13 protein-coding genes are annotated in these 16,605 nt (G+C 64.8%); 9 read left to right on the forward strand and 4 right to left on the reverse strand.

Annotation, left to right across the window (positions count from 1 at the left end):
• Positions 1 to 79: 79 nt before the first annotated feature.
• Positions 80 to 1,831 carry a BCCT family transporter gene (locus BLS91_RS11970; protein ID WP_092340976.1) on the forward strand — a complete coding sequence of 584 codons (1,752 nt, stop codon included), beginning with the start codon at positions 80 to 82 and terminating at the stop codon, positions 1,829 to 1,831.
• A 43-nt stretch (positions 1,832 to 1,874) separates the two neighbouring features.
• On the opposite strand, the gene BLS91_RS11975 is transcribed toward BLS91_RS11970, so the two are convergent.
• Complete coding sequence (locus tag BLS91_RS11975; protein ID WP_092340977.1) at positions 1,875 to 2,141, reverse strand: protealysin inhibitor emfourin; 267 nt, start codon at positions 2,139 to 2,141, stop codon at positions 1,875 to 1,877.
• 9 nt (positions 2,142 to 2,150) lie between these two features.
• Complete coding sequence (locus BLS91_RS11980) at positions 2,151 to 3,302, reverse strand: M4 family metallopeptidase (protein ID WP_092340979.1); 1,152 nt, start codon at positions 3,300 to 3,302, stop codon at positions 2,151 to 2,153.
• 69 nt (positions 3,303 to 3,371) lie between these two features.
• Between BLS91_RS11980 and BLS91_RS11985 the strand changes: the two genes are divergently transcribed.
• The 3 genes from BLS91_RS11985 to BLS91_RS11995 are packed head-to-tail and all read left to right on the forward strand — an operon-like array spanning position 3,372 to position 8,389.
• Complete coding sequence (locus BLS91_RS11985) at positions 3,372 to 4,262, forward strand: LLM class flavin-dependent oxidoreductase (RefSeq protein ID WP_092340980.1); 891 nt, start codon at positions 3,372 to 3,374, stop codon at positions 4,260 to 4,262.
• Between the two features lie 59 nt (positions 4,263 to 4,321).
• Positions 4,322 to 5,431 carry an AI-2E family transporter gene (locus BLS91_RS11990; RefSeq protein WP_092340981.1) on the forward strand — a complete coding sequence of 370 codons (1,110 nt, stop codon included), beginning with the start codon at positions 4,322 to 4,324 and terminating at the stop codon, positions 5,429 to 5,431.
• Positions 5,432 to 5,488: 57 nt separating this feature from the next.
• Positions 5,489 to 8,389 (forward strand): aminotransferase, encoded by a 2,901-nt coding sequence (locus BLS91_RS11995; protein WP_092340982.1) that lies wholly within the window; start codon positions 5,489 to 5,491, stop codon positions 8,387 to 8,389.
• Position 8,390: 1 nt separating this feature from the next.
• Here BLS91_RS11995 and BLS91_RS12000 read toward each other — a convergent pair whose 3' ends face one another.
• The gene (locus BLS91_RS12000; RefSeq protein ID WP_092340984.1) at positions 8,391 to 8,723 is read right to left on the reverse strand and encodes a DUF7882 family protein; all 333 of its coding nucleotides are present in this window, start codon (positions 8,721 to 8,723) and stop codon (positions 8,391 to 8,393) included.
• Positions 8,724 to 8,929: 206 nt separating this feature from the next.
• Here BLS91_RS12000 and rpsO point away from each other — a divergent pair, with 206 nt between their 5' ends.
• From rpsO to BLS91_RS12020, 4 genes are all read left to right on the forward strand, one after another.
• Positions 8,930 to 9,199 (forward strand): 30S ribosomal protein S15, encoded by a 270-nt coding sequence (gene rpsO, locus BLS91_RS12005; protein WP_092112143.1) that lies wholly within the window; start codon positions 8,930 to 8,932, stop codon positions 9,197 to 9,199.
• 361 nt (positions 9,200 to 9,560) lie between these two features.
• Complete coding sequence (locus tag BLS91_RS12010; RefSeq protein ID WP_092340985.1) at positions 9,561 to 11,075, forward strand: amino acid permease; 1,515 nt, start codon at positions 9,561 to 9,563, stop codon at positions 11,073 to 11,075.
• A gap of 87 nt (positions 11,076 to 11,162) precedes the next feature.
• Entirely contained in the window at positions 11,163 to 11,873 is a 711-nt protein-coding gene (locus BLS91_RS12015) for a substrate-binding domain-containing protein (protein ID WP_092340986.1), read from the forward strand.
• A gap of 19 nt (positions 11,874 to 11,892) precedes the next feature.
• Complete coding sequence (locus tag BLS91_RS12020) at positions 11,893 to 12,714, forward strand: hydroxypyruvate isomerase family protein (protein ID WP_198412795.1); 822 nt, start codon at positions 11,893 to 11,895, stop codon at positions 12,712 to 12,714.
• On the opposite strand, the gene BLS91_RS12025 is transcribed toward BLS91_RS12020, so the two are convergent.
• Positions 12,704 to 13,654 carry a GAF domain-containing protein gene (locus BLS91_RS12025; protein WP_159433855.1) on the reverse strand — a complete coding sequence of 317 codons (951 nt, stop codon included), beginning with the start codon at positions 13,652 to 13,654 and terminating at the stop codon, positions 12,704 to 12,706. The two genes, BLS91_RS12020 and BLS91_RS12025, sit on opposite strands and share 11 nt — an antisense overlap.
• Before the next feature lie 629 nt (positions 13,655 to 14,283).
• Between BLS91_RS12025 and BLS91_RS12030 the strand changes: the two genes are divergently transcribed.
• Positions 14,284 to 16,572, forward strand: a complete 2,289-nt coding sequence (locus tag BLS91_RS12030; RefSeq protein ID WP_092340988.1) for a polyribonucleotide nucleotidyltransferase — start codon at positions 14,284 to 14,286, stop codon at positions 16,570 to 16,572.
• The last annotated feature ends 33 nt before the right edge of the window (positions 16,573 to 16,605 follow it).

Here is a 16,605-nt window from a genome sequence, read left to right on the forward strand (position 1 = left end):
TACCTGGCGGTGCCAGAGCGGCTTAGTCCACAGTTAAATTGCCGTGTGCCGCAAACTATTTCTTTGAGAAAGTTCCACCGTGAGTGCACTACCCGAAGTACCGGCGAAAACGCCGAACAGCAGTCCACCCAAATCCCGTCGATTCGTCGTTCCGGCACCTCGAGTGTTTTATCCCGCACTCGGCATCATTCTGGCCGTCGTCATCGTGGCCATCGCTTTTCCGGTGCGCACGGGCAGCGTTCTTGCCCTGCTGCAGGGTTGGGTGGTGGCCGGCCTCGGCCCGTACTATGTCGTCATCGTGGCGGCGTTTGTGGTCTTCGCCATCTGGATGGGCCTCAGCCGCTTCGGCGACATCAAGCTCGGCAAAGACGATGACGAACCCGAATTCGGTCTGACGAGCTGGTTCTCGATGCTCTTCGCTGCCGGGATGGGTATCGGCCTGGTCTTCTGGGGCGCCTCAGAACCGCTCACCTTCTTCACGACACCCAAGCCCGGGGTGACCGGCGATTCCGCAGATCTCGCCTCCGCCGCGATGTCGCAGACCTTCCTGCACTGGGGATTCCACGCCTGGGCCATCTACGCCGTTGTCGGCCTGGCCCTGGCCTATTCGATCCACCGCAAGGGGCGTCCGGTTTCGATCCGCTGGGCACTGGAGCCGCTTCTCGGTACCAAACGGGTCAAGGGTCGTCTCGGTGACGTAATCGACGTGATCGCCATCGTGGGTACCCTGTTCGGTGTCGCGACCTCCCTCGGCCTCGGGGTCAAGCAGATCGCCGCAGGCCTCAGCTACCTCGGTGTCGTCGGCGACGTCACCAATACCCTGCTCGTGGTTTTGATCGTCGTGATTACCATCATCGCAACGGCCTCTGTGGTCAGCGGCGTCGGCAAGGGCATCAAGTGGCTCTCCAACATCAACCTCGGCATGGCCGGCCTGCTGCTCGTGGCCGTGCTGCTGCTCGGCCCCACAATGTACCTGCTGCGTCTGCTGGTGCAATCGGTCGGCGGCTACTTTCAGAACGTGGTCGGACTCACCTTCGACACCGGAGCATTCACCGGCCAGGCCGGCCTCGACTTCCAGGGCGCCTGGACCGTCTTCTACTGGGGCTGGTGGATCTCCTGGGCACCGTTCGTGGGCGTGTTCATCGCGCGCATCTCCCGTGGACGCACGGTTCGCCAGTTCATCGCCGGCGTGCTGCTCGTTCCGACCTTGGTCACATTCGTCTGGTTCGCGGTCATGGGCGGCAGCGCCATCCGTCAGGCCTGGGAGGGCGACGGCGGTGGTCTGTTCGACCCCAAGGTCGGCATCATCCCCGAGAACGTACTGTTCAACTTTCTGGGCACCCTGCCGTTTGGCGTGATCCTCTCGGTGATCGCGGTCATCGTCATCGCGATCTTCTTCATCACCTCGGCCGACTCGGGTTCACTCGTCATCGACATGCTGGCCTCTGGCGGAGACACCAATCCGCCCAAGTGGAGCCGCATCATGTGGGCCAGCCTCGGCGGGCTCGTGGCTATCGCCCTGCTGTTGGCTGGCGGACTGGCCGCCCTGCAGACCGGCGCGATTCTGACCGCTATTCCGGTGAGCATCGTCATGATCGGTATGTGTATTGCCATTTACAAGGCGTTCCGCATCGAGCACGAGGTTCTGGTGGCTGCCGAACGCCGTCAACGCCGGGAGGAAATGGCCCGCCGCATCGGCAAGACCGTCACCGCGCACCTCGAGGAGAACTTCGACGACCACTTCGGTGAGCAGGTCGACGGCCACATCGAGGCAGCGCTGACCGACGATCCGGCCCGCCGACCGCGGTGGGGTCGTCGCCCGAAGGCCTGAGGCCAGAGGCCTGAACCGGGACAGGGTGTGGGACGGGCAGCCGCTACATGCCGTTGGCTGCCCTGACCCGGTTGACCAGATCACGCCACGGCCCGTTCACCTGGGGTTCGGCGAGCACCACCTCGTGCGGGGCGCACCGAATGCGGTAAGCGAACCGGTCGGGGGTGGCCTCGCTGTCGGTGACGTCGTCCCAGGGCAGGGAGTTCAGGAACTCAGCCCAGGTATTCGGGTCGGGCTGTTCTTCAACTCGCACTTCCCAGGTCAGGCGGATACCCGCCGTCCCGCCGCTGCGGGAGACGATGACTTTCATACCGCGATGCTACTCCGGTGGCCGGGGTACGCCTGGCCGGCTCGGGGGTGGTGGCGGGGCTGGTTGCTGGGGAAGCGGCGACGGAATCGCCGCCACCACGCCCACCGTCGCCCACGCGCGCATTACCGCGTCGTGGGCGGCACCGCCATTGCCGTAGAGACGCGCCGCGGTATCGGCCGTGGCCGCGGCAAACGCCACGAAATCGCTCGTGCTGGCCAGCGCACCGCCGGTGAGAGTCTCGTACCAAATGTGGCCCGGCGTCTCCCAGGCGTTGCCGCCGAGGGCATCGGCGACCAGATAGAACGCCCGGTTGGGAATGCCTGAATTGAGGTGCACTCCACCGTTGTCGTCCTCGGTTTCGACGTACCCGGCCATGGTGTCTGGCTGCGGATCTTTGCCGAGCACATCGTCGTTGTATGCGGTACCTGGCGCTTTCATTGAACGCAGGGCGACGCCCTCCACCTGGTCGGTGAACAGCCCTTCCCCGATCAACCAGCTGGCATCGGCCGTCGATTGGTTCTTGACGTGCTGCTCGACCAGGGCACCGAACACGTCGGAGATGGATTCGTTGAGCGCCCCCGACTGGCCCTGGTAGGTGAGATTGGCGGTGAACTGGGTGACTCCGTGGGTGAGTTCGTGCCCGATCACGCTGGGCGAAATCGTGAAGCGAGTGAAGACCTGCCCATCACCATCGCCGAACACCATACGTTCGCCATCCCAAAAGGCGTTGTCGTACTGCTTGCCGTAGTGCACGGTCGCATCCATGGGCAGTCCGTTGCCGTCGATGCTGTCGCGCCCGAACTGCGTCCAGAACAGGTTCTGGGTGGCACCGAGCCCGTCGTACGCCTCGTTCGTGGCCGGGTCGGTGCCAGCAGGCTGGCCCTCGGCGCGCACCCGGCGACCCGGCAGGCGTTCCTGGCCACCGGCATCCGAAATGGTGCGGTCAGACTCACCGGGGGTTCGAGCCGGCAGCGTGCGCGCCCCCGAGTAGGGAAACGGATGCGCCCCGCCCCGCAACTGGCGAATCTGCGAGTCCCGCAGCAGCGAGGCCCGGGCGGCCGCCGCGGCCTGCGCAAATCGGGGATCATCAAGTTTCGCCAGCCGCACCAGCAGGTAGGGCGGAACGATCGTGCACGTGGTGTGGAGCTCGCGAGTGTCCATGTGCAGAGTCTGGCACCGGCCGCCGACATTGCAACCGCGCGTTTTGGTCACGCTGAATAGACTCGCCTCATGCGCTTTGGAATCGTCATTCTTCCCCAGGACCCGTGGCCGGTCGCCCGCAGAAAATGGCTCGGCGCCGAGCAGTACGGCTTCGACCACGCCTTCACCTACGACCATCTGTCCTGGCGCTCGCTCGCTGACGAGCCGTGGAACGCGACCATCCCCACCCTCACCGCCGCTGCGGCCGTGACCGAACGGATAGCACTGGGCACCTTTGTCTCGTCGCCGAACTCTCGGCATCCGGTGCCATTCGCTAAAGATGTCGCAACGGTCGACGACGTCTCGGGTGGGCGGTTTCTGCTCGGCATCGGGTCGGGCGGCACCGGTTTTGACGCGAGCGTGCTCGGCCAGCCGGAGTACACCCCCCGTGAACGTCACGCACGGTTCGCCGAATTCATCACGGACCTCGACCTGCTGTTACGCGGCGAAGAACCGGGCTCCACTGACGGAATCAGTTTCACCGGCGAGTGGTATACCGCCCACAACGCCCGTATGGTGCACTCCGCTGCCAGCGCCCCGGCACGCTCCCGCGTACCGTTCCTGATCGCGGCCAACGGGCCGAGGGGTCTCGGGCTGGTCAGCCGTTTCGGGCAGGGCTGGGTGACCACCGGACAGGACGGTGTCGAGGGAGAAGAATGGTGGACCAGTGTGCGCGGCCTGACCATGCGCCTCGACGACGTCGTCAGCGGAGCCGGCCGCGACCCCGCCACGATTGACCGTTACCTCTCACTCGACAGCGGCGGAACATACTCCCTGCAGAGCATGAACGCGTTTGAGGATGCCGTCGGCCGGGCCGCCGAGCTCGGTTTCACCGACGTGATCAGCCATTGGCCACGCGAGCACGGCATCTACGCCGGCGACGAATCCATCCTCGATACGGTCGCGGCAACCCTGAACTGAATCGGCCAAAGAGGGCGGTCGATCGGGGTTTCCGGCCAGCGGATGTCTAGGCTGGTTTCATGCGCGCACACGACGACCCCAGGCCCATCGTTCCCCGCACCCCGCTGACTGATCGGCTCGGGTGGCTCGGCCTGCGCAGCGGCCAGATTCTGCTCGTCATCCTGCTGGCCTCCGTGGTCGTCTTCGGCCTGGTGCAGCTGAAGCTCGTCGTCATCCCGGTTTTGATCGCGATCATCCTCGCCTCAGCGCTCAGCCCGGTGATCAACGGGCTACGCAAGCGCGGAGTCGCCGCCATCCTCGCCACCTGGATCACCCTGCTCGGCGGCATCGTCGTCTTCGGCGGAATCATCACCCTCATCGTTTTGGCGGTGCGTGACCAGTGGAACGAGCTGTTCTCCTCGGCCTCGGAGGGCATCGACCATCTTCAGCAGTTCCTGATCGACGGACCGATCCAGGTCGATGAGAAGCAGATCGACACGGCGCGCACCGCCGTCGTGGACTTTCTCACCAGCAGCCAGTTCGGTACCGGGGCGCTCGCCGGGGCATCCGCTGTGTTCGAACTGATCACCGGCGCGGTGCTGCTCGTGGTCATTCTGTTCTTCTTCCTCAAGGATGGCGGCCAGATCTGGAACTTCTTCCTCACGCCGTTCAAGGGCGAGCGGCTCGCCCGCGGACGCCGCATTGGCCACACCTCGCTGCGCGTGCTCGGCGGTTACGTGCGCGGCACCGCCATCGTCGCCGCTGTCGATGCCACGGCGATCGGTATCGGCCTGGCCATTTTGCAGGTTCCGCTGGCTCTGCCACTGGCGGTCATCGTGTTCCTCGGCGCGTTCATTCCGCTGATCGGCGCGACCGCGGCCGGCGTGCTCGCCGCCCTGGTGGCCCTCGTCGCGAGCGGTCCGGGCGTCGCGCTCATCGTCATCATCATCGTGATCGCGGTCAACCAGCTCGAGGGAAACTTTCTGCAGCCGGTCGTCATGGCGCAGTCCCTCAAGCTGCATCCGCTGGTGATTTTGGTCGGGTTGACCGCCGGAACCATTCTCGGCGGCATCGTCGGCGCCGTGCTCTCGGTGCCGATCGCGGCCGTCACCTGGGCCATCGCCAAGGCCTGGAACACCCCGGATGCCCCGCGCGCCATGCCGCCGAAGCGTCGCGTGCTAAAGCGCTGACCGGCATCCGTTCAACCCTGCTCGTGCCACCGCTGCCCCCTGCATGACTGGAGAACCATGACCGAGCAGAGCCCCTATCACCTGCCGCGCCCGCGCCTGACGCCCGAGCAGGCGACCGAGCTGGCCCGGGACCGGTTCGGAGTGGCGGGCGTTGTCACCGAGCTCGGCAGTAATCAGGACCGCAATTTTCGGATCGAAACGGATGCCGGTTCCCTCGTTCTCAAAGTCGCCAACCCGGCCATCTTGACGGTGGAGCTCGAGGCCCAGAACGCTGCCCTGGGGCACCTCGCCAACCTGGGGCACCTCGGCAACCTGGGTCTCGACCTGCCAGCCGTGATAGCCGGGATCGATGGAGGCGAGGTGCAGCGTGTCACGATCGACGGGCAGAACCTTAACCTGCGCCTGTTGACCTACGTCGACGGGCATCCGCTGACCGATGCCGTGCGTCTGTCGGTCGGGCAGATTCGCGGGCTCGGTGACGTGGCCGGACGCCTGGTTCAGGGCCTCGCCGACTTCGAACACCCGGGAACGGACCGCTTGTCACAGTGGGATCTGCGGCGCGGCGGGGAGGTCATCGATGCCCTCCTCGGCTACGTTGACGACGACGTGCGCCGCGAACGGCTCCGCACCGTAACCGAGGTCGCACGGCAGCAGGTCGACCGCGTCGCGACCGACCTGCGCGTTCAGACCATCCACGGTGACCTGACCGACGACAACGTGGTCAGCCGCACCGACGCCGAGACGATCACCGGAGTGATCGACTTCGGGGACGTGGCCCAGGGCTGGCTCGTCGCCGAACTCGCCGCGACCTGCGCCTGCGTGCTGTATCGCAGTCCGCGGCATCCGCTCGCCGTCCTCGACGCAATCGAGGCGTTCACCCAGAGGGTGCCGCTCACCGACACCGAACTCGCCGCCCTCTGGCCGCTGATCGTGCTGCGCACCGCGGTGCTCGTGGTGAGCGGCGAGCAGCAGGTGCACCTCGATCACGATAACGACTACGCCGACGCCAACCGCTCTCGCGAGTGGCTCGCGTTTGCCACCGCGGCGGAGCAAGGCGGCGCAGTGCTCGAGGCCCTCATCCGTTTCGTGGTGACCGGCGAGCCGGCGCCGATCGTGGCCACTGATCACCCCCTGGCGGGCACCGTCGACCCCGGTGCGATCATCGATCTGTCGGTCACCAGCGCAGCGTTCGACGCTGGAATCTGGCTCGAACCCGGCATTGACGGGCGCGTGGCAGCGGATGCCGCCGCCCGCTCAGGGCACGCAGTCACCCGCTACGGCGAGTATCGCCTGTCGCAGACCCGCATCGACACGGCCGAGGAGTCGGTCACCCTGGCCCTCGGGGTCGAGATGTATCTACCGGCCGGCAGCCCGGTGACAGCGCCGATCGACGGGACCATCGTGGTGGTGGATGCCGACACCGTGCGGCTCGAGGGCGCAGATTACGACCTGTGGCTGACCGGGGTTCACGGGGGAGGGCTCGACGGCCAGCGGATTCAGGCCGGATCCGGCCTCGGAACGACCGGCGCCCGGGTGACCGTGCAGGCCAGCCGGCTGCGCGGCATCCGCCCGCCATTTTTCGTCGCACCCTCGGGTGCCGCGCAATGGCAGCGGGTCTGCCCCGACCCCTCAGCCCTGATCGGGCTGGAGACGGCCCGACCACTCGCCGACCCGGCCGCGCTGCTTGAGCGCCGTGATGCGTCGTTCGCGCGCGTGCAGGAGCACTACTACGCGGCCCCGCCGCAGATCGAGCGCGGCTGGAAGCACCACCTGATCGACATGCACGGGCAGAGCTACGTCGACATGGTCAACAATGTCACGACCGTCGGCCACGGACACCCACGCATTGCCGAAGCAGCCCGAAGCCAGTGGTCGCTGCTGAACACCAACTCGCGTTTTCACTACGACGAGCTCGTGCGCTTCACCGAACGACTTGCCGAGCTCGCGCCGGACCCGCTCGACACCGTCTTTCTGGTCAACAGTGGCACCGAGGCCGTGGACCTCGCGCTGCGCCTGGCGCTCACGTACACCGGCCATGACACCGTACTCTCGGTGCGGGAGGCGTACCACGGCTGGTCGATGGCAGCGGATGCCGTCTCCTCCTCGGTCGCCGACAACCCCAAGGCCCTTCAGACCCGGCCAAACTGGGTGCATCTGGTCGAGGCGCCGAACGCCGTGCGCGGCAAGTATCGGGGCATGCAATCGGCGCCGCAGTACCTGAATGACCTCGATGGCGACCTCGCCGCCCTCGACGACGAGGGCCACAGCGTCGCCGCATTCATTGCCGAACCGGTGTTCGGCAACGCCGGCGGAGTGCTGCTGCCCGACGGCTACCTGACCGGCGTCTACGAGAAGGTTCGCGCCCGCGGCGGGCTCTGCATCGCCGACGAGGTGCAGGTGAGCTACGCGCGCCTCGGTCACCACTTCTGGGGTACTGAACAGCAGAACGTGGTTCCCGACATCATCACCATCGCGAAGGCGATGGGCAACGGGCATCCGCTCGGCGCGGTCATCACCCGCCGCGACATAGCCGATCGCTTCGCCCTGGAGGGACCGTTCTTCTCTTCGGCCGGCGGCAGCCCGCTCAGTTGCCGCATCGGCCTGACCGTGCTCGACATCATGCGCGATGAGGGCCTGCAAGGCAATGCCGAGGTCGTCGGCGGGCACCTCAAGCGGGGGCTGGAACAGCTCGGCGAACGGTTCGACCTGGTCGGCGCGGTCTACGGCATGGGGCTCTACCTCGGCGTCGAACTGGTGCTCGACCGGGTCGATTTCACGCCAGCCACCGCCGTGGCCGCCCGGCTCTGTGACGAATTGCTGTTGCGGGGCGTCATCGTGCAGCCCACCGGCGACTTCAAGAACGTGCTTAAGATCAAGCCGCCGCTCTGCCTCACCGTCGCCAGCGCCGACCATTTTCTGCACGCCCTCGAAGACGTGCTCGGCGAGCTCGCGGGCTGAGCTAGCGGCGTGTTTTCTCCGGGAGGGGTGCCGTCGGGTCGGGCTCTGCGATGAAGACCAGTCCGCCGGCGCTGTTGGCCGAGAGCATGAGCGCTTCGATCCAGTCCCGATTGATCGACGGGATTCGGCTGCCGAAATACCGGTAGTAGAGCGTGCTCGTGGGGTCGAGCCAGATCGCGCTCCGGCCGCTGCCGACGTCGGCGGAATCGGTCCAGGTGAACACAAAACTTTCGCGCCGGCGCAGCTTGGTACTGATCACGATCTGCAAGTGCATGAGGGCGCGATCGTCGAAGGTGATCACGATGCCCGGATTGCCGTAAAGCAATGTACCCATACGTGCACCTCCTCGATTATTCCACCACTGTAGCGGTAGCCGGGGGAGGGGACAGACCCGCTCATCGCCGACAATTCCCGCAGCGTGACCGCGTCGGCCGACCACTCTGCTAAAGTATGAAGGTTGCCGTTCAACGGCCGCGGATAAAGAGAGCTCAGGCATTTGGCCAAGGGCACCGCGCAGTGAGAGAAAGGGGATCCCACTTTATGGCACTCGAACCAGATGCTAAGAAGGCGATCATCGAAAAGTACGCTACCCACCCAGGCGACACCGGGTCCCCGGAAGTTCAGATTGCAATGCTCACGCAACGCATTCTCGACCTCACCGAGCACCTGAAAGAGCACAAGCACGACCACCACTCACGTCGTGGCCTGCTTCTCATGGTTGGTCAGCGTCGCCGTCTGCTCGGTTACCTGTCGGACATCGACATCACTCGGTACCGCACACTGATCGGCAGCCTCGGCCTGCGTCGCTAATTACCGTGCAGCTCAACTGCACGTAGCGAAGCAGCGTTGACAACGCGAACTTCTTCTCAACGGGCCGTCACCTTGTAGGTGGCGGCCCGTTGTGTATACCCGAATGCAACACTCAAGGAGCGTGCATTCGGGCGTGACGACTGGGGCTACCCGCTCGCACTGGGCAATTTGCGTCAAACGGGCAGCGGATCCGACGCCCCCGTGCCCCCGCACCTGCTGTCGGCGGCCGACGAGGCCGTGACACTCTGCCCACGCCTGGCGCTCTCCCCTCATGCTGCTCCGCCGCAGCCAAGCGCCAGACGGGGGTAGAACGGGGTTGCTAGCATAAGGGGTTGGCAATAACGAACGGATACCACAACGCATGAGTCTCTGGCGCACCAAGAGTATTGAAGATTCGATAGCAGACTCGCTGGAGAAGGGCCACAGCCTTAAACGCACCCTCGGTACCTGGGACCTCATGATCATGGGTGTCGCCGTGGCCGTCGGAGCGGGAATTTTCTCGGTCGGCGCCAAGGCCGCCGGCAGCTACGCCGGGCCCTCGGTCACCCTGGCCTTTCTGCTGGCGGCGTTCACCTGCGCGCTGGCGATCATGTGTTACGCCGAATTCGCCTCGGCCGTGCCCGTCGCCGGCTCCGCCTATACCTTCACCTACGCCACCCTCGGAGAGTTGCTGGCCTGGATTATCGGCTGGGACCTCATCCTGGAGATGCTCACCGCGGCCGCAGTAATCGCGAAATACTGGGGTATCTACCTGAGCACAGTGTTCGACCTGGCCGGCTGGAACGTCCCGGCCACGATCCCGGTGCTCGGCCTGGACGTCAGCTGGGGCGCCTTCGTCATCGTCGCGATCTTCACCACGCTGCTCGTGCTCGGCACCCAGCTGTCGGCCCGGGTCGCGAGCGTGTTCACGATCATCAAGGTCGCCATCGTCGTCTTCGTCATTATCGTCGGCGCCTTCTTCATCAACACGGCAAACTACAGCCCGTTCATTCCAGCCGAGGTGCCCACGACGGGCGGCGATGGTGATGTCTGGATGCAGTCCTTGTTCTCCTTCATGACCGGTGCAGCTCCCGCCCAGTACGGCCTGTTCGGCCTGCTCGCCGGTGCGTCCCTGGTGTTCTTCGCGTTCATCGGTTTCGACGTCGTGGCCACGAGCGCCGAAGAGGTCAAGAACCCGCAGAAGACTCTGCCGCGTGGCATCTTCGCGGGGCTCGCCATCGTCACGGTGCTCTACCTCGGCGTGAGTCTCGTGCTCACCGGGATGGTGCCGTACACGGTGCTGGCCGACGACCCGAACGCATCCCTCGCCACGGCCTTCGTCGCTGTCGGTGCCGGCTGGGCTGCCCAGGTCATCTCTATTGGAATCCTGGTCGGTCTCACGACGGTGATCATGGTGCTGCTGCTCGGCCTCTCCCGGGTGCTGTTCGCGATGAGCCGCGACGGCCTGCTGCCGCGTTGGCTGAGCGTGACGAGCGAGAAACGCCGCACTCCGGCGCGCATTCAGATTATCTCCGGCGCCGCCGTCGCTGTGATCGCCGGCCTCACCGACGTGGGTGTGCTCGAAGAAATGATCAATATCGGCACACTGTCGGCATTCGTGCTGGTCAGCATCGCCGTGGTCGTGCTGCGCAAGAAGCGCCCCGACCTGCCGCGCGCCTTCAAGGTACCGTTTTCACCGGTGCTCCCGATTCTCTCTGCCGTGCTGTGCATCTGGTTGATGCTGAATCTCACGACCCTCACCTGGGTGCGTTTCGCGGTCTGGTTGGTCGTGGGCTTCATCGTGTACTTCGCTTACGGACGCAGCCACTCCGTGCTCGGCATCAAGCAGCGTGCGGCCGCCAGTAACACTCCGGTCGACTCCTCCAAGCCGCTATAGGATACAAACTGCCCCTATAGTTGGAGTGCGTCGGCAATATGTTCTCGCTCGGCCAGAAGTTCCACCAACGACGGCAGGATGTCTATCATGAGCAACCCGATCGACACGAAACCGAGCGTCGTACTGTTCAGCGGCTTGGCGACTCAGAAGGCCCTCGAGGCCGAAATCTTCGCCGCGTTCACGACTGAAACAGGCATAGCGATCGATGCCCACTTCGACCCGACCACCGAACTGCAACGCCGCTTCGCGGCCGGCGAGCGGCCGGACATTGTCATCGTCGCTACCCCGGCCCTCGCGAGTCTGGCGGCCGACGGTGTCATCGACCCCTCAACCGTCGTCCCCCTGGTGACGACCGGCATCGGAATCGGCGTGGCCGACGGTGCCGACAAACCCGATATCTCTACCGTGCCGGCGCTCACCAGCGCACTGCGCAACGCCCGTTCGGTCGCCTACTCTCAGGCCGGTCAGAGCGGCATCTACTTTCGCACCCTGATCGAGCGACTCGGCATAGCCGCTGAAGTGGATGCCAGAGCCACGCCACTCGCGAAGGGGTTTACCGGCGTGGCCGTCCGTGACGGCCGTGCTGATCTCGCGGTGCAGCAGCTCAGCGAGCTCGCCTTCGTGCCCGGAATTGCCATTGTCGGACCATTCCCCGACGAGGTCCAACACCTCACCGAATTCGCAGCAGCCCTGAGCAACGCGGCGGCGGCGAAGCCGGAGGCGCTGGCGTTGCTGGAATTCTTGAACGGTGACGTCGCCCGCGCCGCCTACGAACGTAGCGGTCTTCGCGCCGTTTAGTGGCAAGTTGCATCCGCAGATGACTGTCGACGGAGAACAAACCATGCGCGAACTCATTCCGCTCCGCCTGGACGCGAACCTCAAATGGCTCTTCACGGAACGACCGTTTCTGGAACGCTTCGATGCCGCGGCCGCGGCCGGTTTCGCCGGCGTCGAATACGCGAACCCCTACGACTTTCCACTCGCGCAGTTGCGCCGGTGCTTGGCGGACGCCGGGTTGCACCAGGTGCTGATCAATACGCCAGCGGGTGCGAGCTGCTCTCTGACGAGGTTCGGCTACGCCTGCCTGCCTGACGCGGTTGGCGAATTCCGCGATGGCATCTCCCGATCCTTGGAATACGCCACTGGTCTCGGTGCGACGCGCATCCACGTCATGGGCGGCCTCGTGCCCGAGGGTGTGCGGTGGGATCGCGCATTCGCGACCTATGTCACCAACCTGGCCTGGGCGGCCGAGCAGGCGGCGTCGACCGACGTCATCCTCGTGCTCGAAGCTTTGAATCAGGGAGATGCTCCCGGATTCGTGCTCGAGTCCGTAGAGCAGGCCGCTTCGGTCGTTGAAGCCATCGGCAGCGAGTCCCTCGGAATCCTCTATGACGTCTACCACGCCCAGGTGCAGCAGGGCGATGTGATCAGCCGCCTGCGCAATCTCTTTCAGCACGTTGCCCACGTGCAGATCGCCGACCCGCCCAGCCGGACTGAGCCGGGCACCGGCGAGATCGGCTGGAATTCGTTCTTTGCCGAACTGCGCACTCTTCGTTATGACGGATGGATCGGCCTGGAGTATCGGCCAGCCAAGGAGACCGTCGCTGGCCTGGCCTGGCGTGATGCCTTTACGATCTGATCGCCTGCAGTTCGTGCTGAATTATGAGGGCCAGTTGCCGCAGGAGCACGATGTCAGTATCCGCACGACTGCGTGGTTTTGGGTCGAACACGCACAGAATTCCGATTCGTTCACCCGATGGTGATTCGATCGGAAAACCCGCGAAAAATCGCATGAACGGCGGACCCGTTACGTAGGGCTTGCCGCGAAAACGCTCGTCTGTCTCGGTATCGCCCACGACGAGTGCTCCCGGCTGGATAACGACCGTCGCCGACATTGAATCGGATCTCGCCGGATTGACACCCGTGGGCCCAACACTTGCCACCACTCGCAACCCGGAATGGTCGCGAAGCACGAAGGCCGCGGACTCGGTACCGAAGGACTGTTGCGCCAACGCGAGGACAGGATCATAGCGGGTCTCTCGCAGGTGTGATTCCACACCGGCTTCGACTTCGGGCGGCGCTGTGATCTGCACCGGACTGACCATGTTCGACCCGTGGCGGTCGCGGACCAGATCGAGTCGAGCGGCCATTTCGTCGGCGAGAAACTCTCCCCATAACCGGTAATCCGTCGAATTAAGGTACCGGCCCGAGACTATGAAGGCGTTATCGGTCAGGGGAAGATAGACCGAATGCGGCACGGTTCGGCAGACCCGTTCCGTCCGCACGTTCAGCCGTCGTGCGTGCGTGTTGGCGACGGAACCCAACAGGCTATCAAATACGGGGACCGTTCGAATCGGCTGAATGCCCATGACGTAGATGTTCGTGCTGTCGAGAGTGTCCCGCTCCAGGGACCGGAGCAGTCGGCCCATGTTTCGTTCCCACGACTTTTCCGAGGTGAGCGTCACCGCGTCGTTGACACCGACGAAGACGACGACCGCCTGGAACCGGCCCAGGGCGTGTCCCGCCAGCAGATTCGGAAGTCCTTCCAGACTCCCAAAAGGGTCGGCGACCAGCGTCACGTCGGCACCGCACCCCGTTCGAGCCGATAGCGCACGGGCCAGTGACCCGGGAAGGGCAAGGTCGTGGCTGCTGACGCCCCAGCCCGAAGCCGGGCCGCTGCCGAGAATGAGCACACGATCGCTGTTGGCCCCGGGTGCGTGCGCCTCGGGGGTGCCGGTGGGGCGCGGAACGCTCGCGCTGTCCTGGCGAATGAATTCCATCCAGGCGCGCATGATTCCGACAACCAGCAGTCGTCTGAGTCCCTGCACCGTCGCACCCTCATTTCAGTCCCTATCACTCTGCCCGAGACTCCGACCGTGCCCGCCGACTTGGTGGCACCAGTTCGGGGTCGATTCTGTGTCTGATAAGCTTGGTGTCGGTCCTTCTTCGGAAGCGGTCGAGCAACCGGAGCGCAACTGGCAGGAAGCTGGTCCTCGGTGGTGGTTTCCCAGACTCGCGTATTTCAGGCGCGCAGCTTCTGGTGAATTTCTACTGGTGGCCAGCAAAACGACAGTGTTTACACAGAGATTGTTGAAACGCGGCTTAGTCCTGCCTGGTCGAGCTCCTCGTCCCACTCGCCTGTCATACGGGCACGCGAGCCTTCGTCGCCAGCATGGCGAGAAGCAAACTTAAAGGAGAAAACCCCCACATGGAGGGTCCAGAAATCACGTTCGCCGAAACCGTTATCGATAACGGCAAGTACGGCAAGCGCACCATCCGCTTTGAAACCGGGCGTCTCGCCCAGCAGGCGCAGGGTTCTGCCGCCGCCTACATTGACGAAGAGACGATGCTGCTCTCCGCCACGAGCGTCAGCAAGCAGCCGAAGGACAACTTCGACTTCTTCCCGCTCACTATCGACGTTGAAGAGCGTATGTACGCCGCCGGTCGCATCCCGGGCAGCTTCTTCCGTCGTGAAGGTCGTCCCTCGACCGACGCGATCCTCACCTGCCGCCTGATCGACCGCCCGCTGCGCCCGTCTTTCGTCGACGGTCTCCGCAACGAGATCCAGGTCGTCATCACCGTTCTGGCCATCGAGCCCGACGAACTGTACGACGTGCTCGCGATCAACGCGGCCTCCATGTCGACCCAGCTCGCCGGCCTGCCGTTCTCCGGACCGATCGGTGGCGTTCGCGTTGCCCTCATTCCCGACGAGAACGGTGGCGGCCAGTGGGTTGCCTTCCCGAAGCACTCGCAGCTGGATGATGCCGTGTTCAGCATGGTCGTCGCCGGCCGCGTTGTAACGGACGCCGCCGGAGTGCAGGACGTCGCGATCATGATGATCGAGGCCGAAGCCACCGACGCCGCCTGGAACCTGATCAAGGGTGGCGCCATCGCGCCGAACGAAGCGGTCGTTGCCCAGGGCATCGAGGCTTCCAAGCCCTTCATCAAGCAGCTCGTCTTCGCGCAGCAGCAGGTAGCGGATGCCGCCGCCAAGCCCACCGCGGACTTCGCCCTGTTCCCGCCCTACCAGCCGGCCACCTACGACGCCGTCGCGGCGCTGTCGTACGACCAGCTGGGGACGGTCTACACGATCGCCGACAAGGTCGAACGTCAGAACGCCGACGACGCGCTCAAGGCATCCGTCAAGACCGCCATCGCGGCCAAGGTCGACGCCGGCGAGCTCGACGCGAGCGCCAACAACCAGGTCAACGCGGCCTACAAGTCGGTCACCAAGCTCGTTGTGCGCTCACGCGTGCTCAACGAGGGCATCCGCATCGACGGTCGTGGGCTGGCAGACATCCGTCCGCTCGACGCCGAGGTTGCGGTCATCCCACGCGTACACGGCTCGGCCATCTTCCAGCGCGGCGAAACCCAGATCCTGGGCGTCACCACCTTGAACATGCTCAAGCTCGAGCAGTCGATCGACTCGCTGAGCCCGGTCACCAAGAAGCGCTACATGCACAACTACAACTTCCCGCCCTACTCGACCGGTGAAACCGGTCGCGTCGGAACGCCGAAGCGTCGCGAGATCGGCCACGGAGCGCTCGCTGAGCGTGCCCTGGTTCCCGTGCTGCCGACGCGTGAGGAATTCCCCTACGCCATCCGTCAGGTTTCCGAGGCGCTCAGCTCCAACGGATCCACCTCGATGGGTTCCGTCTGCGCCTCCACCCTGTCCCTGCTGAACGCCGGAGTGCCGCTGCGCGCCCCGGTCGCCGGTATCGCCATGGGCCTGATCAGCGACACCGTCGACGGTCAGACCCGTTATGCGGCACTAACCGACATCCTCGGCGCCGAAGACGCCCTCGGCGACATGGACTTCAAGGTCGCCGGCACGAGCGAATTCATCACCGCGATCCAGCTCGACACCAAGCTCGACGGCATCCCCGCCTCGGTTTTGGCCGGCGCGCTGACGCAGGCGAAGGATGCCCGCACCACGATCCTCTCCGTGCTGAACGCGGCGATCGACGCTCCCGACGAGATGGCGCCCACCGCGCCGCGCGTCATCAGCGTGCAGATCCCCGTTGACAAGATCGGCGAGCTGATCGGCCCGAAGGGCAAGACGATCAACTCGATCCAGGACACCACCGGTGCCGACATCTCGATCGAGGAAGACGGCACCGTGTACATCGGTGCCGTTGATGGACCGTCGGCTGAGGCCGCACGCGCCCAGGTCAACGCCATCGCGAACCCGACCAACCCCGAGGTTGGCGAGCAGTTCCTCGGAACCGTCGTCAAGATCGCCGCGTTCGGTGCCTTCGTTTCTCTGCTCCCGGGCAAGGACGGTCTGCTGCACATCTCTGAGGTGCGTAAACTTGCTGGTGGCAAGCGCGTGGAGAACGTCGAAGACGTGCTCGGCGTCGGCCAGAAGGTTCTCGTGGAAATCACGAAGATTGATGACCGTGGAAAGCTCTCGCTCGCCCCGGTACTCGAAGAGGCTGCTGACACCGAGGGTCGCGCTGCGGCCTCCGACAGCACAGACGCTTCGACCGAGGTCTAGTACTTACGAAGACCGGTCCCAATAGATCTCCCG

This window comes from Cryobacterium flavum (genome assembly GCF_900103805.1).
GTDB lineage: Bacteria > Actinomycetota > Actinomycetes > Actinomycetales > Microbacteriaceae > Cryobacterium > Cryobacterium flavum.

What these genes read in the sequence shown, in the direction of transcription:
- BLS91_RS11975 (WP_092340977.1), bottom strand. Translation starts at nt 2,141, where the DNA reads ATGAAAGTCATCGTCTCCCGCAGCGGCGGGACGGCGGGTATCCGCCTG.
- BLS91_RS11980 (WP_092340979.1), bottom strand. Translation starts at nt 3,302, where the DNA reads ATGGACACTCGCGAGCTCCACACCACGTGCACGATCGTTCCGCCCTAC.
- BLS91_RS11985 (WP_092340980.1), top strand. Translation starts at nt 3,372, where the DNA reads ATGCGCTTTGGAATCGTCATTCTTCCCCAGGACCCGTGGCCGGTCGCC.
- BLS91_RS11990 (WP_092340981.1), top strand. Translation starts at nt 4,322, where the DNA reads ATGCGCGCACACGACGACCCCAGGCCCATCGTTCCCCGCACCCCGCTG.
- BLS91_RS11995 (WP_092340982.1), top strand. Translation starts at nt 5,489, where the DNA reads ATGACCGAGCAGAGCCCCTATCACCTGCCGCGCCCGCGCCTGACGCCC.
- BLS91_RS12000 (WP_092340984.1), bottom strand. Translation starts at nt 8,723, where the DNA reads ATGGGTACATTGCTTTACGGCAATCCGGGCATCGTGATCACCTTCGAC.
- rpsO (WP_092112143.1), top strand. Translation starts at nt 8,930, where the DNA reads ATGGCACTCGAACCAGATGCTAAGAAGGCGATCATCGAAAAGTACGCT.
- BLS91_RS12010 (WP_092340985.1), top strand. Translation starts at nt 9,561, where the DNA reads ATGAGTCTCTGGCGCACCAAGAGTATTGAAGATTCGATAGCAGACTCG.
- BLS91_RS12015 (WP_092340986.1), top strand. Translation starts at nt 11,163, where the DNA reads ATGAGCAACCCGATCGACACGAAACCGAGCGTCGTACTGTTCAGCGGC.
- BLS91_RS12020 (WP_198412795.1), top strand. Translation starts at nt 11,893, where the DNA reads ATGACTGTCGACGGAGAACAAACCATGCGCGAACTCATTCCGCTCCGC.
- BLS91_RS12030 (WP_092340988.1), top strand. Translation starts at nt 14,284, where the DNA reads ATGGAGGGTCCAGAAATCACGTTCGCCGAAACCGTTATCGATAACGGC.